The 18896-nt window shown below is 63.0% G+C and carries 21 protein-coding genes; 6 read left to right on the top strand and 15 right to left on the bottom strand.

What is annotated here, in order from left to right; translation table 11 throughout:
• Nucleotides 1-85 precede the first annotated feature (85 nt).
• Nucleotides 86-772, bottom strand: a complete 687-nt coding sequence (locus BLQ92_RS03740) for an MgtC/SapB family protein (protein ID WP_090681761.1) — start codon at nt 770-772, stop codon at nt 86-88.
• A gap of 154 nt (nt 773-926) precedes the next feature.
• On the opposite strand from BLQ92_RS03740, the gene BLQ92_RS03735 reads away from it, so the two are divergent.
• Nucleotides 927-2027 (top strand): AGE family epimerase/isomerase, encoded by a 1101-nt coding sequence (locus tag BLQ92_RS03735; protein WP_090681760.1) that lies wholly within the window; start codon nt 927-929, stop codon nt 2025-2027.
• A gap of 182 nt (nt 2028-2209) precedes the next feature.
• On the opposite strand, the gene BLQ92_RS03730 is transcribed toward BLQ92_RS03735, so the two are convergent.
• On the bottom strand, nt 2210-3823 hold the full coding sequence (locus BLQ92_RS03730; protein ID WP_090681918.1) for a methyl-accepting chemotaxis protein: 1614 nt from the start codon (nt 3821-3823) through the stop codon (nt 2210-2212).
• Nucleotides 3824-4070: 247 nt separating this feature from the next.
• Between BLQ92_RS03730 and BLQ92_RS03725 the strand changes: the two genes are divergently transcribed.
• Nucleotides 4071-4505 carry a PaaI family thioesterase gene (locus BLQ92_RS03725; RefSeq protein ID WP_090681758.1) on the top strand — a complete coding sequence of 145 codons (435 nt, stop codon included), beginning with the start codon at nt 4071-4073 and terminating at the stop codon, nt 4503-4505.
• 15 nt (nt 4506-4520) lie between these two features.
• Here BLQ92_RS03725 and BLQ92_RS03720 read toward each other — a convergent pair whose 3' ends face one another.
• From BLQ92_RS03720 to BLQ92_RS03680, 9 genes are all read right to left on the bottom strand, one after another.
• Nucleotides 4521-5369, bottom strand: a complete 849-nt coding sequence (locus BLQ92_RS03720; RefSeq protein WP_090681756.1) for an ureidoglycolate lyase — start codon at nt 5367-5369, stop codon at nt 4521-4523.
• A gap of 94 nt (nt 5370-5463) precedes the next feature.
• A complete protein-coding gene (locus BLQ92_RS03715) occupies nt 5464-6207 on the bottom strand; it encodes an SDR family oxidoreductase (RefSeq protein WP_090681755.1) in 744 nt (247 codons plus the stop codon).
• A 23-nt stretch (nt 6208-6230) separates the two neighbouring features.
• Nucleotides 6231-7061: an amidohydrolase family protein gene (locus BLQ92_RS03710; protein WP_090681753.1), complete on the bottom strand. Its 831-nt coding sequence runs from the start codon at nt 7059-7061 to the stop codon at nt 6231-6233.
• 6 nt (nt 7062-7067) lie between these two features.
• On the bottom strand, nt 7068-8108 hold the full coding sequence (locus BLQ92_RS03705; RefSeq protein ID WP_090681751.1) for an aldo/keto reductase: 1041 nt from the start codon (nt 8106-8108) through the stop codon (nt 7068-7070).
• 148 nt (nt 8109-8256) lie between these two features.
• Nucleotides 8257-9579 carry a UxaA family hydrolase gene (locus BLQ92_RS03700; RefSeq protein ID WP_090681750.1) on the bottom strand — a complete coding sequence of 441 codons (1323 nt, stop codon included), beginning with the start codon at nt 9577-9579 and terminating at the stop codon, nt 8257-8259.
• Nucleotides 9580-9607: 28 nt separating this feature from the next.
• Nucleotides 9608-9931, bottom strand: coding sequence for a UxaA family hydrolase (locus tag BLQ92_RS03695; RefSeq protein WP_090681748.1), 324 nt, complete (start codon nt 9929-9931; stop codon nt 9608-9610).
• A 24-nt stretch (nt 9932-9955) separates the two neighbouring features.
• Nucleotides 9956-10999 (bottom strand): ABC transporter permease, encoded by a 1044-nt coding sequence (locus BLQ92_RS03690; RefSeq protein ID WP_090681746.1) that lies wholly within the window; start codon nt 10997-10999, stop codon nt 9956-9958.
• The gene (locus BLQ92_RS03685; protein ID WP_244106127.1) at nt 10989-12566 is read right to left on the bottom strand and encodes a sugar ABC transporter ATP-binding protein; all 1578 of its coding nucleotides are present in this window, start codon (nt 12564-12566) and stop codon (nt 10989-10991) included. Before BLQ92_RS03685 ends, BLQ92_RS03690 begins: the two co-directional genes overlap by 11 nt.
• Before the next feature lie 8 nt (nt 12567-12574).
• Nucleotides 12575-13624: a sugar ABC transporter substrate-binding protein gene (locus BLQ92_RS03680; protein ID WP_090681744.1), complete on the bottom strand. Its 1050-nt coding sequence runs from the start codon at nt 13622-13624 to the stop codon at nt 12575-12577.
• A 293-nt stretch (nt 13625-13917) separates the two neighbouring features.
• On the opposite strand from BLQ92_RS03680, the gene BLQ92_RS03675 reads away from it, so the two are divergent.
• From BLQ92_RS03675 to BLQ92_RS03660, 4 genes are all read left to right on the top strand, one after another.
• Nucleotides 13918-14703, top strand: coding sequence for an IclR family transcriptional regulator (locus BLQ92_RS03675; protein WP_090681743.1), 786 nt, complete (start codon nt 13918-13920; stop codon nt 14701-14703).
• Between the two features lie 206 nt (nt 14704-14909).
• Nucleotides 14910-15377, top strand: a complete 468-nt coding sequence (locus BLQ92_RS03670; RefSeq protein ID WP_090681915.1) for a DUF3761 domain-containing protein — start codon at nt 14910-14912, stop codon at nt 15375-15377.
• 104 nt (nt 15378-15481) lie between these two features.
• Nucleotides 15482-15724: a hypothetical protein gene (locus BLQ92_RS03665; protein WP_090681741.1), complete on the top strand. Its 243-nt coding sequence runs from the start codon at nt 15482-15484 to the stop codon at nt 15722-15724.
• 173 nt (nt 15725-15897) lie between these two features.
• Nucleotides 15898-16440, top strand: a complete 543-nt coding sequence (locus tag BLQ92_RS03660; protein WP_090681738.1) for a hypothetical protein — start codon at nt 15898-15900, stop codon at nt 16438-16440.
• A gap of 40 nt (nt 16441-16480) precedes the next feature.
• Here BLQ92_RS03660 and BLQ92_RS03655 read toward each other — a convergent pair whose 3' ends face one another.
• From BLQ92_RS03655 to BLQ92_RS03640, 4 genes are all read right to left on the bottom strand, one after another.
• Nucleotides 16481-16975, bottom strand: coding sequence for a septal ring lytic transglycosylase RlpA family protein (locus BLQ92_RS03655; protein ID WP_090681736.1), 495 nt, complete (start codon nt 16973-16975; stop codon nt 16481-16483).
• Between the two features lie 166 nt (nt 16976-17141).
• A complete protein-coding gene (locus BLQ92_RS03650; protein WP_244896614.1) occupies nt 17142-17936 on the bottom strand; it encodes a peptidoglycan DD-metalloendopeptidase family protein in 795 nt (264 codons plus the stop codon).
• Between the two features lie 45 nt (nt 17937-17981).
• A complete protein-coding gene (locus BLQ92_RS03645; protein WP_090681735.1) occupies nt 17982-18215 on the bottom strand; it encodes a hypothetical protein in 234 nt (77 codons plus the stop codon).
• A 147-nt stretch (nt 18216-18362) separates the two neighbouring features.
• Nucleotides 18363-18722 carry a hypothetical protein gene (locus tag BLQ92_RS03640; protein ID WP_090681734.1) on the bottom strand — a complete coding sequence of 120 codons (360 nt, stop codon included), beginning with the start codon at nt 18720-18722 and terminating at the stop codon, nt 18363-18365.
• Nucleotides 18723-18896: the final 174 nt, after the last annotated feature.

Genomic DNA, 18896 nt, shown 5'->3' with positions numbered 1-18896 from the left:
GTCTACCGCTACAAAATGCCATCAGTATTTTTCGAGACCGCATTGTCTCACGGCCACGCGCGCCCGCTAAAGCCAATCCGCCGTTTTAGACGGCCGGATCGTCCTCGCGCAGTTCCTTGACGCAGGGTAATTCCCGCAAGCGGTCGCGAATCGCCGTGTATTCAGTCGTGGAGACGCGATGCAAGGTGATCATCACCACATCGTATTCGGGCGCATCGTCGCTCTGCTGCATCACGAACTGCTTGACGCGCGGGCTCGCCGCGCCAAGCGCTTCATGCAGCGAATGGAAGGTCAGCGCGCCGCGTTCGACCAGCATCGTCACCTGGCGGCGCTGCTTGACTGTGATGAAGCGTCGTTCGAGCGGCTTGATCCCGGCCAGGATGATCAAAATGATGATGGTTGCCGCAATCGACGCCGTGTACATGCCGCCACCCACCGCCAACCCGATCGCCGCCACCGACCAGAGGCTGGCCGCAGTGGTCAGCCCGCGTACGATCTCGCCGCGCATGAGGATCGAGCCCGCGCCCAGAAAGCCGATGCCCGAGACCACCTGGGCGGCCATCCGCGACGGGTCGAGCACGACATCCTTGGCACCCAGCACATCGGCAAAGCCGAACGCCGAGACGATCATGATGAGCGCCGAGCCGACGCACACCAACATATGCGTGCGCAGTCCGGCAGCCCACGAAAGACGCTCCCGCTCGATGCCGATGACACTGCCGAGCGCCGCAGCCAATACTAGACGCGAGACGAGTTCGAAATTCCCCAGCACGGTTGTTCCTCCTTATTCAGACATCAATGGAAACGCATTTGAGGGCGCAACGGCGTGCCATCGCCAGCGGTTTGCTTTATGCTTGGTCGCGCGCCGCCGTCGCCAGACCGGGCGCCTGCCACTTTTACGACCCTAGCCAAGCTAGCTTCACAGCATGAACACACCCGCCTCCGCGACCACCCTTGCCGCCGCCACGCTGCGCGATCACTTCGCCCGCGTCGTTCTGCCGATCTGGCGCGGGCCGGGCTTCAACCAGGCGTTGAAGCTGCCCTACGAGGCGGTCAGCGCCGACGACCACCGTCCGCTACCGGCCGGGCGTTACCGGGCGATGGCCTGCGCGAGGCAGTTGTTCGTGTTCTCCCAGGCGGGCGAGACGGCCCACGCCCAGGTATTGTTCGATGCCCTCGTGCACTACTTTCAGGACAAGCGGCGCGGCGGATGGTTCTATAGCGTCGACGCGCAAGGCACGCCGCTGGACACGACCAAGGACCTCTACACGCACGCGTTTCTGGTGTTCGCTTGCGCCGAATATGGCGGGCGCTCCGGCAATCGCGACGCGCTCGAGCTCGTTCATAGCACCTCGGCGCTGATCGAAGACCGCTTTGCGGCGCCACATGGCTTGCTGAACGCGACGCTCGACGCAGGTTTCTCGACTGTCACCGGCACGCCGATCCAAAACCCGTTGATGCACCTTACCGAAGCCTGGCTCGCGGCCCGCGCCGCGACCGGCGATAGCGCGTTCGATACCGCCTTGGGCAAGCTGGCCGGCGCCATAGAACGCACCTTCGTGCATGCGCCCACGGGCTGTATCGCGGAGTTGCCGCTGGGGGCAGACGATAATCGTCTCGAACCGGGCCATCAGTTCGAATGGTTCTGGCTGGTCAAGCAGGCAGGCGCACTGCTGGACGGCTCGGGGCTCGACGATGCGCTGTCGCGGGCGTTCGACTTCGCGCAGCAACATGGCGTCGATCCGCTGACGGGCGGGGTCTGCGCCTCGCTCGACGAAGCCGGCGGCGTCAAGGACGCCACGCAGCGGATCTGGGCACAAAGCGAATATCTGCGCGCCCTCGCCACGCGCGACGACGCTGCAGCGCGCGCTATCTTGCCCGGGCAGATCGAGCGCTTCCAGCAGCGCTTCCTGCACGCGAAGGGGTGGTACGAATGCAAGACGGCTGCGGGCGAGGTGTCGCGCGCCGACATGCCGTCGACGACGCCATACCATCTCGCCACCGCGTATGCCGCGCTGCCAGCCTAAGCGGGGCGCGCAGCTCCTGGTAAGTGAGCGGACAGCCATGGCATTGAGGTAGCCGAACCAAGTCAGGTCAGGTCAGCTCGGCCCAACAAACAGGCTCACCGCACCACAAAGAACAAGGCCCGCGAAACCGTTCGGTTCGCGGGCCTTGCTATGTCCCGATGAGAAAAAGCGTCTAGACCGGCCTACGCCGCCCCGAACGAAAACTCCTGCTCATGCGCCTGTACGGCGCCGAAGTGCTGCGTCCTCAGCACAACATCGGAAATCTCGAACACTGACACCGCTTCCTTCAACTGCTGGGTCTGTTGATGCAACGAGGCCGCAGCCGCTGCGGCTTGTTCAACGAGCGCCGCGTTTTGCTGCGTCATCTCGTCCATCTGCACCACCGCCTGATTGACCTGCTCGATGCCCGTGCTCTGCTCGAGCGACGACGCGCTGATCTCCGCCATCATCTGAGTGACGCGCGAAATCGACGCCGAGACGTTGCGCATCGCGTCGCCCGCGTGCTCGACGAGCGTCGAGCCGCCCTTGATTTCCGTGACCGACTCGCTGATCAGCGTCTTGATTTCCTTGGCCGACTGCGCGCTGCGCTGGGCCAGCCCGCGCACTTCGCCCGCCACCACCGCGAAGCCGCGGCCTTGCTCACCAGCCCGTGCTGCTTCGACCGCCGCGTTCAGCGCGAGGATGTTGGTCTGAAACGCAATGCCGTCGATCACCGAGATGATTTCCGCAATCTTGTCCGAGCTTTGCGCGATCCCATGCATCTTGTCGACCACCTGGTTGACCACATCAGTGCCGCGCGAGGTGGCGTCCAAGGCGGTCTGCGCCAGCGCATTGGCTTCGCGGGCGTGATCGGCATTCTGCCGCACGGTCGCCGTCAGCTCTTCCATGCTCGAAGCGGTCTCTTCCAGCGAGGCAGCCTGGTTCTCCGTGCGCGCCGACAGATCCGCGTTGCCGGTGGCAATTTCGTCTGCACCGAGGTGGATCGAATCGGCTGATTCGCGCACCGTCTTCACCGTGCGCGCGACGCTTGCCTGCATCCGCGCCAGCCCGGAAAACAGATGGCCGATCTCGTTGGTGCCGCGCGAGGCGATCGCCTGATCCAAGCGGCCTTGGGCAATCCGGTCGAAATGGCGGCCCGCTTCTTCGAGCGGCGCTACTACGCCGCGTTTGAGCGCCACGTACACGCCCACCGTGCCCGCCATCAGCAACAGCAGAATCACCGCGCCGACGCTGCGGAACAGCGCAAGGCGGCTGTCGATCGAATCGAGCGATGCCCGGCTCGCGGCGTCGCCGTACTGCACGAAATTGTGCAACTCGGCAAGGTAAGCGTCCTGGAACGATTGGGTCGGCTGGTCGAGGAAAGCCTGGATGTTGCCGGAATCGAGGTCCTGCGCCAGCTCGCCCAACGCCGAGTGCAGCTTCTGATAGCGCTCGGCCAACGCAGCGGCACGGGCGCTGTTGTCGTCGTTGATCTTGGGGGCGTTGGTGAAGGCGCTGAACGACTGGTCCGCCACCGCCAACTGGTCGCGAGCATGCTGAACGATGTCGGTCGGCTCGGCGCCGCCCTTCACCATCCGCGTGCCGGCACGCGACAGATTGATACGCGCGTCCATCATCGCCTGGGTGGTGCGGTTCACCGCGTCGACCTGCTTCAACGCGACATTCGACAGATCGCCGACGTCGTCGTGGGTCCGCGTCAGCGACCAGAAGCCCAATCCTTCCGTCACAAGCTGCAGCAAGCAGAAAGCGGCCAAAACACACAGCAGGCCGGATGCGACCTTGATCTTGCTAAACATCGTGAACACCTGAGTTGCAATAAATGACGGGGGAGCTACGACGATGTTTACGGCAACGCAAACGTTCTCTTGAGCAAAACGCAGCGAAAAGCCGTCTTACGTGCTCTTTCGTCGCGCAATGCCTCTATTGACATTGTTTTACACAATAATCTGGACGTCATTTTTGCGATTCACCTTGACGCGGCGCGGAAGCACTTCCTAGAGTGGGTAGGGACGCCACCACGGGCATCGCCCGAAGGATTCGACGATGACAGATTTACTGGACCGGGCGCGCGGCGCACTCCACGCTCAGCCGTTCAGCATGTTGCTCGGTGCCGAACTGATGCACACGAGCACCAACGAGCTGACGCTCTGCCTGCCGATTCGCGATGAGCTACGGCAACAACACGGCTTCGTCCACGGGGGAGTGATCAGTTATCTGGCCGACAATGCGCTCACCTTCGCCGGGGCGCTCGCGCTCGGACCACGGGTCGTCACGGGCGAATACAAGATCAACTATCTGCGGCCAGCAATGAACGGCATGCTGGTAGCGCGGGCGCAGGTCGTCTATGCCGGGCGGCATCAGGCGACCTGTCAGTGCAATATCTTTGTGATGGATGGCGATCGCGAGCGGCTCGTCGCGGTCGCGCAAGGAACCATCAACCGGATCGGCGACGGCGGAGAAACCGTGCCGACCAATTGAGGCCCAATTGAGGCATTACTCCGCAGCGTAAGTCTTCTGCTGCTGCTCGCCGAGGCCTTCGATACCGAGGCGAACTGTCTGACCCGGCTTCAGATACACCGGATTCGGCTTTACACCCATGCCGACGCCCGGCGGCGTACCGGTCGAAATCACGTCGCCCGGTTGCAGGCTCATGCACTGCGACAGATACGACACGAGTTTCGCAACGGTGAACACCATCGTCTTGGTCGAGCCATTCTGATAACGATGGCCGTCCACCTCAAGCCACAGGTTCAGGTTCTGCGGATCGGCCACTTCATCGCGCGTAACCACCCATGGGCCGACCGGGCCGAAGGTATCGAAGCCCTTGCCCTTGTCCCACGTGCCGCCGCGCTCGATCTGCCATTCGCGCTCGGAGACGTCGTTGATCACGCAGTAACCGGCCACGTAGTCGAGCGCGTTGGCTTCGTCGATGTACTTGGCAGGCTTGCCGATCACCACGCCCAGTTCGACTTCCCAGTCGGTCTTCTTCGAGCCGCGCGGAATCTCGATGTCGTCGTTCGGGCCACTGACTGCGCTATTCCACTTGTTGAACACCACCGGCTCGGTGGGCACCGGCAAATTCGACTCTGCCGCGTGGTCCGCGTAGTTCAAACCGATGCAGATGAACTTGCCGATCTTGCCGACGCACGGCCCAAGGCGCGGATTGCCTTCGACCAAGGGCAACGAAGCCGGATCGACGGCGCGCAGTTTAGCGAGCGCAGCATCCGTCAGCGTGTCGCCGTTGATATCGGCCACTACATTCGACAGATCGCGAATCTTGCCTTGCGCGTCGATCAAGCCGGGCTTTTCCTGACCTTTCGGTCCATAACGAAGCAGTTTCATCGTTGCACGTCCCTATCTATCCAGAGTGTTCAGTAAAAAAACCGGCGCGGCTTGCTGCCGGCAGACGCCCCGCCAGCGAGCCGCATGCGGCTGCCTAGTTCGACCAGCCGCCATCGATCACGTGCGCATGGCCCGTGGTGAAGGCCGACTCGTCGGAGGCGAGATACAGCGCCAGCGCCGCGATCTCTTCCGGCTTGCCGATACGGCCCATTGGCTGGCGGGCGACGAAAGCCGCCTGCACCGCGTCAATAGTTGCGCCTTGCGCCTGAGCTTGCGCCGCAATCCGCTGTTCGAGCGATGGCGAAGCCACCGTGCCCGGGCAGATCGCGTTACAGCGTACACCACGTGTGATGAAGTCTGCAGCGACGGCCTTGGTCAAACCGATCACGGCCGCTTTCGAGGCGCTGTACACGAAGCGGTTCGGCACGCCCTTCACGCTCGACGCCGCCGACGACATATTGATGATCGAACCGCCGCCCTTTTCGAGCATGCCGGGCAGGAACGCGCGGATTGTGCGGTACATCGCTTTCGCGTTCAGATCGAAGGCGAAGTCCCAGTCTTCTTCCGTGGCTTCGAGAATCGAACCGGCGTGAACAAAGCCGGCACAGTTGAACAGCACATCGATCGCGCCCAGTTCGGCGGCGAGCGCGTTGATCGCGGCGCTGTCGCGCACGTCGAGCTTGCGCGCCTCGACGGGCTTGCCGGCGAGCGAATCGATCTTGATATCGGTCGCAATCACCCGCGCCCCTTCACGTGCGAACAGCTCTGCGGTGGCGAGACCGATACCTTGTCCGGCGGCAGTAATCAGGGCCGTCTTCCCGGCCAGTCTTTGGGTCATCTATGTCTCCTGTTGAGTGGTTTTCACAAACGGTAGAACGCAGTAGCGTTGGCGCCGAACACCGCTTCGCGCTCCACATCGGACAGTCCGGCGAGCAGGGTATTGGCTACCGAATGCCACAGCAGATAGTCACCGTTCAGGTTCAGCACCGGCCAGTCGCTGCCCCACATCAGACGGGACGGGCCGAACGACTGCAGCAGATGATCGACGTACGGCTGCAAGGTCGCCTCAGTCCAGTCAAGCGAGGCCTCGGTGGCGAGTCCCGACAGCTTGCAATGCACATGCGGCAGGCGCGCGAGGCGCGTGATGCCGTCCGCCCAGCTCTGCCAGCCGCGCATCCCATCACGGATGGGCGGTTTCGCCCCGTGATCGACAACGATGCGCAGTTTGGGAAAGCGCGTTGCGAAGGTTTCGAAGGCGTCGACGTGACGCGTGTAGATCAGCGCATCGAAGGCCAGATCGAGCTCGATCAACGCTTCGACGGCGGGCGTCAAGTCGGGATTGGCGATCCAGGTATCGTCGGGCAGATCCTGCAGCATCGGCCGCAGGCCCTTGAATTTCGGATCGCGTGCGAGTTCGGCGATCAAGGCGGGGGCATCGCGCAGCAGCATCGGCACCCATCCCACCACACCTGCAATCGACGGTTCATCGCGCGCTAGATCCAGCAAATAGCGGGTTTCCTCGACGGTCGACGCCGCCTGCACCACCACCGTCCGTTGCACGCCTGCCCGCTCGCGCAGCGGAGCCAGGTCCGCGGGGCCGAAGGTCCGGTATAGCGTTTTCAGTTCCGGGGTAAGCCAGCCGTAATCGCCGCGAGCCGGGTCCCAGTAGTGCTGGTGGGCATCGATGTGCATGATCGGTCAATCCTCCGGCACGGGCGCTCGCAGATCCAGCAGACCTCTATCGCGCAATGCCGTCCATAGTTCAGCGGGAATCGGGCGTTCGAACGAGGCGGCGTTCTGGCGCAACTCTTCAGCACTGCGCGCACCGGTCAGCACCGTTGCAATGGCCGGATGGGCATAGGGAAACTGCAACGCCGCCGCGGCCAGCGGTACATCGTGCACGCGGCATACGGCCTCCAGCCTGGCCACGCGTTCGATCACTTCTTGCGGCGCGGCGCCGTAGTTGAACTTGAGATCCCCTCGCACACCGCGCGCCAGGATGCCCGAGTTGAACGCCCCGCCTAGCATGATGCCGACGCCGCGCGCTTCGCACGCGGGCAGCAGGTCGTCGAGCGTGGCCTGCTCCAGCAGTGTATAGCGACCGGCCAGCAACGCGCAGTCGATATCGAACTCGGCCAACACCTCCAGAATCGCCGCGCCTTCGTTGACGCCAAGACCCACTGCCTTGACGAGGCCAGATGAGCGCAATTCGTCGAGCGCGCGAAAACCGCCGCCTTCGGTCAGTTGCTGCCAGTAGAACGGATTCTTATCGCCGTGCGTCACGCGGCCAATATCGTGAATCAGCAGGATGTCGATCTCGACGATGCCCAGGCGCTGCTGGCTGTCCTCGAACGACCGCAGGATGCCGTCGTGGGTGTAATCGTAGATCGCCTGGAACGGCAATGGGTTTTGCCAGCCTTCACTGCCGTCGTACGGCGTGGTGCGTGGCACAAACCGGCGGCCGGCTTTGGTGGAGAGCACGTATTGGTCGCGGGGATAGCGGCGTAGTGCATCGCCTAGCCGATGTTCGGCCTTCGTATGACCGTAGTGTGGCGCGGTATCGAAGAAGCGCACCCCCGCGTCCCACGCGGCGGCGACCGTATTGAACGCTTCTTCGTCCGACAGATCGTGATAGAGCCCACCAAGCGGCGCGGTGCCGAGCCCCAGCCCCGTCACCTGCAGCCCGCGCCGGCCGAGCGGGCGAAGCTTTGCGACCTTTGAATCAACTGCGCCTGTCATGCTGGAGTCTCCAAGAATTCATGCGGTGACGTGCGACGGGCCCATACGTTCAGCGTAGCCGACGACGCAAGCGCCATTCGCCGAGCGGTCTGACGCCGCCCGTGCCAGAGTGTTGCAGTGCCGCAGCGCCCTCGCGCCACGGCCCCGGTCAATGCTGTGCGATCTCGACCACCCGATGCGCCGGCACCGCGCTCGACGGCAAGCACGCCGGGCCAACCGGTTCGAAGCTCTTATACGTCAGAATAAACTCCTGGTGGCCAAGCGTCTCGGACTTCGATGCTGCGCCTTGCGCCACGGCCACCGTTTGTTCGAACACTTCGCGGCCCACTTCTTCCAGCGTGCCGCGGCCTTCGAGAATCCGGCCGGCATCGACATCCATGTCGCCGGCGAGGTTGCGATAGGTGGCAGGATTCGCGCACACCTTGATCACTGGCGAGATCGCCGAACCCACCACCGAGCCGCGCCCGGTTGTGAACAGGATCACATGCGCGCCGCAGGCGATCAGCTCGCCAATTTCCGCATTGTCGCTAATGTTGGGAAAGCCGAAGCGCGGTTCGCCATCCGGCACGACGTCGAGCAGATAGAGCCCGCCGGTCGGAGGGACGTCACCCGGTTTGATGATGCCGGCAATCGGCGACGCTCCGCTCTTCGCATACGCTCCGAGCGACTTCTCTTCCTGCGTCGTCAGACCGCCATCCGCATTGCCCACAGCAAAACTGCCGTGACCGAGAATCGAGTAATAGCGCGCCGCCTTGGCGACGCACGCGACGATCTCATCGCCCAGTTCCGGCCGCGCCGCGCGGGTTTTCATATGGAACTCGCAGCCGACCAGTTCGCCGGTCTCTTCGAAAATGCAGCTCGCACCGGCCTCGATAAAGTGATCGAACGCGCGGCCCACCGCGGGATTCGCGGTGATGCCGCTGGTGCCGTCCGAGCCGCCGCAGATCGTGCCGATCACCAGTTCGTCGAGCCCCATCGGCACGCGTTGTTGCGCCGCCAATTGCTGGCGCGCGCCGCGCACCCAGTCGACGCCGTATTGAATCGTGCTGCGCGTACCGCCTTTTTCCTGGATCGTCAGGACTTCGACCGGTCGGCCGGTTGCCCGCACCACGTCTACGAGGTAGTGCTTGTTCATACTCTCGCAGCCGAGCGACACGAACAGCACGGCGCCCACATTCGGATGGGTGGTGAGCTGCTTGAGCATCTTTTCCGCGTAGCTATTTGGATAGCAGCCGGGAAAACCAATCAGGTGCACGGCCGGGTCACGCTCGACCGTTGGATCATCGAAAGCATCCAGCGGCTCACGAAACTGTGTGACGATTTCCCGCGCAACGTGATGCGCGCATTCGACGAGATACGCGACCGCGACCACGTTGCGGATACCCTTGCGGCCGTCGCTGCGCAGGTAGCCTTGTAGCATCGGCTGCGGCCCGGTCAATGAGGAAACCGTTGCTGCGGAAGTGTCAGTCATGATCGTTCCAGCGCGGTATCACACCGCGTCAATGATGCACGAATTCGTGGCCTGCGTCGTGGGTGTACGTCGGCAGGTAATCGCTTTCGAGGTTGTGGGTATGCAGATGCTCGCCACGCGCAACGGCTTCGGTCACATGGCCGATGACCGCGCCGTAGCGCAGCACTTTGTCGTCCTTCGCCAGCGCGCCGCGCGCAACCTTGTGGCCGAGATCGATGGTCTTGGCGAGCGTGACCCGCTCGCCTTCGATCTCCAACTCAGTGCCGGCTTCGAGCCGCGCCGCCGCAATCAGGCAGTTGTCCTGCGGGCTCAGCAGGATCAGGCGGACATCGGTGTTCGGTGGGCTGCTCAAGATAGATCTCCGTGAACGTGCGGGTCAGTTCTGGCCTTCGCCGCTCGCGAGACGCGCCACCATCAGCGAGCCAAGAATGATCGCGCCGTAGATGGCCTGAATCCAGAACGACGGTACTTGTGCCAGCGTCAGCAGGTTTTGCACCACGCCGAGCAGCAACACACCGGACAGCGCGCCAAGCATCGTGCCCTTGCCACCATCGAGCGAAATGCCGCCGATCACCGCCGCCGCGAACACCGTAAAGATCATGCCGTTACCCTGGTTCGCATTGATCGCACCCACGTAGCCCGTCACGATCAAGCCGCCAATCGACGCCAGCACGCTACCGAGCACAAATACGCCCCACGTAATGCGTTCGACGCGAATCCCGGCGGCGCGCGCCGCTTCCGGATTGCCGCCAATTGCGTAGAGGGCGCGCCCAATCCGATGGTAGCGCAGCATAAAAGCGGCCACCGCGAATGCCACCGCAGCAAGCCACACCGACAGCGGCAGGCCAAGCACGATCGTCGTGGCGAGCGTGAAGAACGACGGCGGCATATCGAACAGCGTGCCGCCCTTCGTTGCGCCCACCAGCATGCCGCGCAGCACGATCAGCATGGCGAGCGTGACGATGAACGCGTTCAGCCGTAAGCGGACCACCAGAAAGCCGTTGATGAACCCGATCACCGCGCCGACCACGAGGATCGCCAGCAAGCCTGCCGCAGCCGGCCATTGCCAGCCGAAACCCGCCGACGCCGCCGGCATCACGAGCATCGCGCCGACCGCGGGTGCAATCCCCACCGTCGATTCGAGCGACAGGTCGAACTTGCCGGTCAGCACGATCAGCGATTCCGCAAGCACGACCAGTGCAAGCGCCGCCGAAGCGCCGAGCACGCTGATCAGATTCGCTTTGGTCAGAAAGCTCGGGCTCACAAACGCGCCGATCACGAGCAAGAGCGCCAGCGCGGGCAGCAACGCGAGATCGCGCAACCGGGCGAATTCGATCCGTACCTTGCGGCCGCCTGGAGCGGGCGCGCCAGCCGGTCCTTGAGCCGCGCCGAATGCAGCGCTTGGCACACTATTCTTCATGGAGACTGACTCCTTCAACGGATGCGATCAGGTCGTGGTCCTGCCAACCCGCTGGAAATTCGGCCGCGACGCGGCCACGGAACATGACCAGCACACGGTCACAGGTGCGCAGGTCGTCGAGTTCGCCGGAGACGACGAGCACCGCCTTGCCTTCTTCGCGCACGCGGTCAACGACGGACAGCAGCGCCTCTTTTGATTTAACGTCGACGCCGGCCGTGGGGTCGATCAGCACGAGCACGTTCGGATCGGTCGCCAGCGCGCGCGCCATCACGACCTTTTGCTGGTTGCCGCCGGACAGTCCTGATACGACGTGTTCGGGACCGGGCGCCACGATACCGAGCGCGTCGATCATCTTCTGGCCGAACGCGTTCTTCTTCGCAGGGGACGTGAGGCCAAACTTGCCGAGCAGACGCGTGATCGTCATCGACGCGTTTTCCGCCACCGACTGCGTCAGCACTAAGCCTTCGTGATGCCGGTCTTTCGGCACGCAACCGATCCCGGCTGCCAACGCTGCCGGCACATCGCCAGATGGCAAGGATTTACCGGCTACGCGAATATCGCCGCGTGTTGGTGAGCGCAGGCCCGCAATTGCTTCCGCAACGCTGGTTCGGCCGCTGCTGGTCGCGCCCGTCAAGCCGATTACCTCGCCGCGTTTGACGGCGAACGACACGTCCTGATAGTCCGCGCCGCCCAAACCGGCGACTTCCAGCGCCACTGTCGTATCGGCCGGCAGCGGCGCACGTGCAGCGGCGTCCGCAACCGCAAGGCCGCCACGCTCGCCGGTCATCGCTTCGATCAACTGCTCGCGCGGCAACTCGGATACCGGCGCGCTGACGATATGCCGCGCATCGCGCAGCACCGTCACCGCCTGGCAGATCTCGTACACCTCCTGCAGGTGGTGCGAGATAAACAGAAACGTCACGCCTTCACGCTGCAACTCCGTGATGCGGCGAAACAGCCGTTTGATTTCATCGCCGTCGAGTTGGGCGGTCGGTTCGTCGAGAATGATGAAGCGCGCGCCATACGACAGCGCCCGCGCAATCTCCACCAACTGCCGCGCCTCGACGCTCAGGTTGCCGGCACGCGCGTTTTCGCGCACGTCGATCTTCCAGTGATCGAGCAGCTCGCGCGCATCGCGGCGCATGGCCTGCCAGTCGATCATGCCGCGCCGTTCAGGCTGGCGATTGATGAACAGATTCTCCGCGACGGTGAGATCGCGGATGATGGTGGAATGTTGATAGACGCAGGCCACCCGTTCGCGCCATGCGTCACGGTCCGCGAGCGACGGCGCGGCGACGCCGCCGAAACGCACCTCGCCGGTGTCCGGCTTGCGCAGGCCGGTGAGAATCGACACCAATGTCGATTTGCCGGCCCCGTTACGCCCGACGAGTGCATGCGACTCGCCGGGCATCACGCGGATGCTCACGTCGTTCAATGCGGCGTAGGAGCCGAAGCGCTTGGTGACCTCCTGCGCTTCAACCACCGGGGAAAGTCCCTGCGCCCCGAAGGAAGCTCCCGTGAGGGGTGGGACCACTGCAGGGGCTGCCGCATCGCCAGGCGTGTGCATGGACTCGCTCATTTGACGGTGTTGCCCCACAGATTCTTGTCGTCGACATTCGCCTTCGTCACGAGCGGCGCAGGCAACTGGTCTTCCAGCATGCCCGGCGCGATCTGGATGATCGTGCTGCCGTGATCGGTCGGGCCCGGTTTGAAGGTCTGCCCAGCGAGCGCGGCCTTGATGTAATAAAGGCCATACTTCGCGTACAGGTCAGCCGGCTGCGACACAGTGGCGTCGATCTCGCCCTTGCGAATCGCGTCGAATTCCTGCGGAATGCCGTCGTTGCTGACGATCACCACGTGTTTCGGATCGCCCACCGGGAACAGCATCTGCTTGCGGCGCAGCGTCTGCAGCGTCGGCGACAGATAAACCCCGCCCGCTTGCATATAGATCGCCTTCACGTCCGGGTTCGCCGTCAGCAGGCTGTCCAGCGCGGTCGCCGCGACATCGCCCTTCCACGCCGCCGGGATCTCCAGCAGCGAGAGCGTCGGATAGTGCTTCAGGCAGGCGCGGAACGCTTCCGAACGGTCACGCCCGTTCACCGACGCCAGATCGCCCATGATCTGCACGACCTTGCCGGACTTCACGTGCTCGCCGATGTACTTGCAGGCCATCTCGCCATACGCATGGTTGTCGGCGCGCACCACCATCGCCACCTTGCCTTGCGTCGGCGCGACGTCCACGGCCACCACCGGCACATCCTTCGTGGAGGCAGAATCAAGCGCGCGGCTGATCGCGGCCGAATCCAGCGGCCCCACCACGATGCCCTTCGCACCGAGGTTGAGGATGTTGTTCATGTCGGTGATCTGCTGCGCAGGGTCACCGTTGGAATTGACGGGCGCGAGGATATCGAGGCCCATCTGCTTCGCATACACCGGCAGGTAGTTGTTGTACGACTGCCAGAACGGCGAAGTGAGAAGCGGCAGATCGAGGCCGATCTTGCCGGTTTCGGCGGCGCGGGCAGAGCCGCTCGTCACGAGGCCGGCCACGCATGCGGCGGCAACCCCCACCGATAGCGCGCGCTGAATGCAGCGACGGGTCGCAGACGACCCCTTTACGAAAGTCATTGCTTGTCTCCTGTCGATCGGAGTTGGCGCTTTAGCGCTTACTCCGATCCCATGCGTTATTGAACTACCTGAACCGTGCTCCCCGAGGAACCGGAACGTCGTCCTGCGCTTTCTTATGAATATTGGCGCGTGTCAATTCACCAATGAACGTATTATTCATATACGAACTTTTCGAAGTCAAGCAATATGCACTGCTGCAACCGTCCGTGTTTTCCCTGGCCGCGTTCACCCGCTACGCTCTACACTCACGCGCCGGATAACAATGAGCGCTGCACATTGGGAACCCACTCATGATGGATGCCGAAGAAAAAGACGATGACCGATACCGCGCGCCAGCGCTGGACAAAGGTCTGGATATCCTCGAACTGCTCGCCGAGCAGAAAGAGGGGCTGACGCGCGCCGAGATCACCAAGCTGCTCGGGCGCAACGCCAGTGAGATGTACCGGATGCTCGAGCGGCTGGTGGCGCGTCAATATGTAGTGCGCTCAGCCGCGGGCGATCGCTATTCGCTGAGCCTGAAGCTTTACGCGCTGGCGCACCGGCACCCGCCGATGAACCGGTTGATCTCCGAGGCGCTACCGCTGATGCAGCGTTTCGCGGATACGGCCGAACAGTCGTGTCACCTCGTGGTCTACGACCGCGGCAACCTGCTGGTGATTGCGCAGGTCGACGGACCGGGCACATGGGGCATGTCGGTGCGGCTGGGCTCGCGGGTGGGCTTGATCGATACCGGCTCGGGCCGCGTCATGCTGGCGTTTCAAAGCGCGGAGCAGCGCGCCTACATGCTTGCCGAACATACCAAGGTGAAAGGCGAAGTCACCATCGACCGCGAGGCGCTGGAGCAGACCTGCGAGCAGATTCGGAAGAAGGGGTATTCGCAGAAAGACAGCCAGCAGACCTTCGGGGTCACCGATCTGACCTTCCCGCTCCTCGGACCGTCCGGACAGGCGATTGCCGTGATGACCTGCCCGTATCTCAAACGCATCGACGAATACGTCGCGCCGACGCTGGAAGCCGCGACCGCGCTGCTGCGCGAAACCGTGGAGGCGTTGTCCATGTTTCACGAGGGTGCAAGCTAGCCGCCGACGTCCGCGGGTCCGGGATTGCAATATTTGACAATTCGAGATGGTCGGCTCGTCAGCCGAACCGGGGTCTGGCGCGTTTATCAGGGGCGCGCATCTTGCGCGCACAAGAATCGCGAGCCGCACGGCCTCCCAGGTTGCCGTTTGGTTTGCGTCCACCGATGAACGCGGCCTCGCCGCGGCAGGTCCATAGGATCAATACGATGAAAAAGCTCATTCTCTCCATGGCCGCAGTGGCCGGCCTGCTCGCAGCAACGGCGAGCTATGCGCAGGTTCCCGCCAGCGCACCGGCCGGTACGACGGGCCTCTGCAAGGACGGCTCGTTCTACTCAGGCGCGACGAAGAAGGGTGCCTGCAAGGGTCATAAGGGTGTCAAGACGTGGTACGGCGCATCGACCGCTGCAGGTGCGGCATCCGCTCCGGCCGCAGCAGCATCGGCACCGGCTGCAACGCCTGCCGCAGCACCCGCCAAGGCGCCGGCAGCGGCCAGCAGCGCCAAGGCAGTAGCACCCGGCGGCGGTCCCGGCCAGGTGTGGGTCAACACCAGCACCAAGGTCTACCACTGCCAAGGCGACAAGTACTACGGCACAACCAAGCACGGCTCGTACATGAGCGAAGCCGACGCGAAGGCCAAGGGCTACCGCCCTGACGCCGGCAAGGCTTGCCAGTAAAGCATCACCGCCGACCATCCTGCGTTCGCGCCCGTTGGCGCCGGACGCAGGATGAGGTGTCTTACCCCCCGCCTCACGCTTCAGATCTTCCCGCTAGCTATCCCATGAAGAAATCGTTTTGTTCTCTCGTTTTGCTGGCGCTTGCGCTGGCGGGTTTTGCCGGTTCGGCTTCCGCGGCGGGCTGCCTGAAGGGCGCCGTGGTCGGCGGCGTCGCGGGCCACTATGCGGGTCATCATGCAGTCGTCGGTGCAGTGGGTGGATGTATCGTCGGTCGCCATCTGGCGAAGAACAAAAAGCTCGCTGAGGAACAAGCGGCCGCCCGGGCGCAGAACGCTCCGATCCAATAAGGGTGAGGCGGCGCAACGCCTCATGGGCATAAGGGGCGCGCCGAGCGCGCGCCAACCGTCCACCCTTCCGCCTGGACTCGCTGGACGCCCACCTCGTCCGCATGGTTTAGAATGGCGACCCTCTCAAAAATGTCGCCGCGTGGGCAATCACCTGCGCGCGCTATCGATACCTCATGGCGAAACTTCTGACCGATTCCGAATTCCAGCGTTTTTCCGAACTCCAGCAGAAGCAGGCGAGCTTCACGATCACCACCGAAGAAGCCGACGAACTGCGCGACATCGTGGCCCGTGCACAGCAGAAGCGCGACGACCGCGCTGCAGCCATGCAGGCGATGGAAGCCTATATCCAGCAATTCGACATCAGCCCGGACGAGCTGTTTTCGCCGGAGCAGATCGGCGAAGCCGCGCGCACCTACGGTCTGATTCCGGCCGCGAAGAAGGAGCGCGTGCTGCCGCCGTCGTTCACATACAACGGCAAGCCGTACCAGTGGACGCGCGCGTTGCCGGACGATATCCGCGTGCCGCTGTTCGACGCGTTCAAGGCGGGTCAATCGGTAAAGGACTTCATCGCGACGCCGAAAGACGCGAATCGTTGCGCGGCCACCATCGCACGCCTCGAACGCGAAACCGGCGCTGTCTATGCAGAGGCATGGCTCGAAGAGTTGTCGGTGACTCGCAGCCTGGTCGACGAAGCGGCAGCCAAGCTGCCGGCCTAAGCGCGCCGTTCACTCTCTCACATAGCCCCGTCAACCAGCACTACGTACCGGCCTCCTGCTTTGTCACGCTCTCGATCGTGACAGGCAGGGTGCCGGTGCGTGGCAGATCAAGCGCCGCCGCCGCGGCATATGACAGGTCGATCACTCGACCGTGCGTATAAGGTCCCCGGTCGTTGATCCGCACGATGACCGAGCGCGCACTCGACACAGCGGTCACGCGCACATAGGAACCCAGCGGCAACGTTCTATGTGCTGCAGTCAACGCGTGCAAGTCGTAGCGCTCGCCGCTTGCAGTCCGCTTACCCTGGAACCTGTTTGCATAGTAGGACGCCAAGCCGGATTGCCAGAAGGACGACGCGTCGCCACTATCCGCCTGCAAAGGCACTGTCTCGGCCTTCGGGCTCAACTGCTCCGATGGCCTGGGTACAAGAGGCGAGCCTTCCGTCTCGAGCGGCTTCATGGCGATATCTGTTCTAGTGCGTTCGTTACGTGGCGACTCGTGGCTAGCCTGCCCGGCAATATCTAGCGGCTGCATACAGCCCGCCAGCAACGCTAAGGACAACAGAATTCCAAGATTCTGAAAGAAGCGATACTTATTCAAAAGAGATGTCTGATGAGATGAGGTCGGGCGCGCCGCTGCGACGCGCGACGATCAGGTAATAAGGCGAGCAGCCGTTGGGGTCGCGGTCAGGAGCGGGCGATTAGCCGGGCCGTTTTGGCAGATAGGCCAACGGATCGACCGGCTTGCCATCCTTGCGGACTTCGAACTTGAGCGAGGCATTGCCGCTGGTGTCCGCGCCCATCTCTGCGATGGTCTGCCCTTGTTTGACGATGGCGCCTTCCGTGACTAGCAACTTGCGGTTATTGCCGTAGGCGGTGACGAAATGGCTATCGTGCTTGATGACGATCAGGCGGCCATAGGCCTTGATGCGCGCTCCCGCGTACACCACCCGCCCCCCTTCGGCGGCCTTGACCGGCTCCCCCAGACGGCCGCCTAGTTCGACACCCTTGGAACGGCCTGTGGCGAATTTCGCGTTGACCGGACCTGGGGCGGGCCATTTGAAGCGACTGGTCTCGACAGCAGTCGAAGCCGCGCTTGGCTTCGCTGCTGTTGCAGGTTTGCTGACCGCTCCTACAGCGGGTTTAGACGCACCGCTCGCCGGCGGCGCCACGCGCAGCACCTGCCCCACGGAAACCGCGTCGGTCACCGACATCTTGTTCCAGCGCGCAACCGACGCCGGAGCGCGCCCGAACGACTTCGCAATGCTATCCAATGTGTCGCCGGCGTTGACGCAGTAAGAGCCCGCTTCAACAGCCAGCGGTAGCGGTGCTTCCGCTTCCAGCGGAGCAGAAGCGATGCTCGGCATGGAAACGGCGCTCGACGTGGCGGCCTCGTCCGAAGCAACCGGGCGATGCGTGCTCACGCACCCAGTGAACGGTGTCAGCGTGGCGCAAAGCAGCAGAAGCCGCCAGCGAGATTGAGCGCGCAGATACATGGTGTTCCCCGATTAGCGAAGCCCGGACGCGGACCGCAGAGCCATTTACGGCTTCATGACCGGCTCGGAGGCGGGCACAGCCGCCGACGCCTCGGCGGTTGCCGACGCATGGTGCTTATGATTCTTGTGATGCTTGTGGTGATGCTTGACAGTGGACGCTGCGTCGGCCGGAGCAGCGGTCTGCTCCTGTGCGGGCGCAGCAGCGGGTGCGGATGCCTGTGCGAACGCACCCAGCGAAAACAGCCCTGCGAAGGCGGCAATGGTGATCTGCTTGTTCATCGTCTGTACTCCGTGAATAAAGCCGTGATTGAGTAGCGACCTGGTAGCGGTCGTGTGTTTAACGGCTTCTCGAATAAGCCGTTGACTCATTCACGGTTTAATTTGGAATCCTTGACGACATTTTGCAACTCTGCACAAAAACGAAGCTTACGACCCGACAATCGTCATCGCCCAAGCAAACGCACAACCTGCCGGTGCGCCGATCAGACGTCCGAGCGCGCTGGCTTTGGTGAATTCAGCGATGCTGCTTTCGATGCCACCCTTCAGGATGCCTTGGTGACGCAGAACTGGTTCGAGTGTGCAAACAGTAGTCGCGACAAGCCATGCGACACCTTCGCGGCCTATGATGTGGTCCGGGTCGATGAGACCCGTCATTTGAAGCACGAAGATCGCCACGGCGCTGAAGAAAAATGCGAATAGCAGTGACTTGATGAAGTGGTCGGAGACGGCGAGGTTATCCATTTGAATATCGGTCAGAATGTTTTTGGGCTGGTCAGCGGTGGACACGCGCTCACGACGTACGGGCGTACTCGATGCGTCGATGTCATGAATACGCGGCGCGTCGGCCCCGCTTCGGATCGCTAAAGGAAACCCAAAAATATATCGGCAATGACCCTTCCCTACACTCAGAGGATTCTCAAAGGCACGGCGTCAGAAGCCGCCGCTTAAACCGATCGCACC

It is taken from the genome of Paraburkholderia phenazinium, assembly GCF_900100735.1.
Lineage (GTDB): Bacteria > Pseudomonadota > Gammaproteobacteria > Burkholderiales > Burkholderiaceae > Paraburkholderia > Paraburkholderia phenazinia.
The sequence above is the reverse complement of the archived record's forward strand: the minus strand, read 5'-3'. Positions and strand labels throughout refer to the sequence as shown.

Coding starts and splice junctions, on each gene's coding strand:
- BLQ92_RS03680 (WP_090681744.1), bottom strand. CDS start 13,624: ATGACTTTCGTAAAGGGGTCGTCTGCGACCCGTCGCTGCATTCAGCGC.
- BLQ92_RS03700 (WP_090681750.1), bottom strand. CDS start 9,579: ATGACTGACACTTCCGCAGCAACGGTTTCCTCATTGACCGGGCCGCAG.
- BLQ92_RS03655 (WP_090681736.1), bottom strand. CDS start 16,975: ATGCAGCCGCTAGATATTGCCGGGCAGGCTAGCCACGAGTCGCCACGT.
- BLQ92_RS03725 (WP_090681758.1), top strand. CDS start 4,071: ATGACAGATTTACTGGACCGGGCGCGCGGCGCACTCCACGCTCAGCCG.
- BLQ92_RS03735 (WP_090681760.1), top strand. CDS start 927: ATGAACACACCCGCCTCCGCGACCACCCTTGCCGCCGCCACGCTGCGC.
- BLQ92_RS03645 (WP_090681735.1), bottom strand. CDS start 18,215: ATGAACAAGCAGATCACCATTGCCGCCTTCGCAGGGCTGTTTTCGCTG.
- BLQ92_RS03665 (WP_090681741.1), top strand. CDS start 15,482: ATGAAGAAATCGTTTTGTTCTCTCGTTTTGCTGGCGCTTGCGCTGGCG.
- BLQ92_RS03705 (WP_090681751.1), bottom strand. CDS start 8,108: ATGACAGGCGCAGTTGATTCAAAGGTCGCAAAGCTTCGCCCGCTCGGC.
- BLQ92_RS03715 (WP_090681755.1), bottom strand. CDS start 6,207: ATGACCCAAAGACTGGCCGGGAAGACGGCCCTGATTACTGCCGCCGGA.
- BLQ92_RS03685 (WP_244106127.1), bottom strand. CDS start 12,566: ATGCACACGCCTGGCGATGCGGCAGCCCCTGCAGTGGTCCCACCCCTC.
- BLQ92_RS03670 (WP_090681915.1), top strand. CDS start 14,910: ATGAAAAAGCTCATTCTCTCCATGGCCGCAGTGGCCGGCCTGCTCGCA.
- BLQ92_RS03730 (WP_090681918.1), bottom strand. CDS start 3,823: ATGTTTAGCAAGATCAAGGTCGCATCCGGCCTGCTGTGTGTTTTGGCC.
- BLQ92_RS03720 (WP_090681756.1), bottom strand. CDS start 5,369: ATGAAACTGCTTCGTTATGGACCGAAAGGTCAGGAAAAGCCCGGCTTG.
- BLQ92_RS03675 (WP_090681743.1), top strand. CDS start 13,918: ATGGATGCCGAAGAAAAAGACGATGACCGATACCGCGCGCCAGCGCTG.
- BLQ92_RS03690 (WP_090681746.1), bottom strand. CDS start 10,999: ATGAAGAATAGTGTGCCAAGCGCTGCATTCGGCGCGGCTCAAGGACCG.
- BLQ92_RS03650 (WP_244896614.1), bottom strand. CDS start 17,936: ATGTATCTGCGCGCTCAATCTCGCTGGCGGCTTCTGCTGCTTTGCGCC.
- BLQ92_RS03660 (WP_090681738.1), top strand. CDS start 15,898: ATGGCGAAACTTCTGACCGATTCCGAATTCCAGCGTTTTTCCGAACTC.
- BLQ92_RS03710 (WP_090681753.1), bottom strand. CDS start 7,061: ATGCACATCGATGCCCACCAGCACTACTGGGACCCGGCTCGCGGCGAT.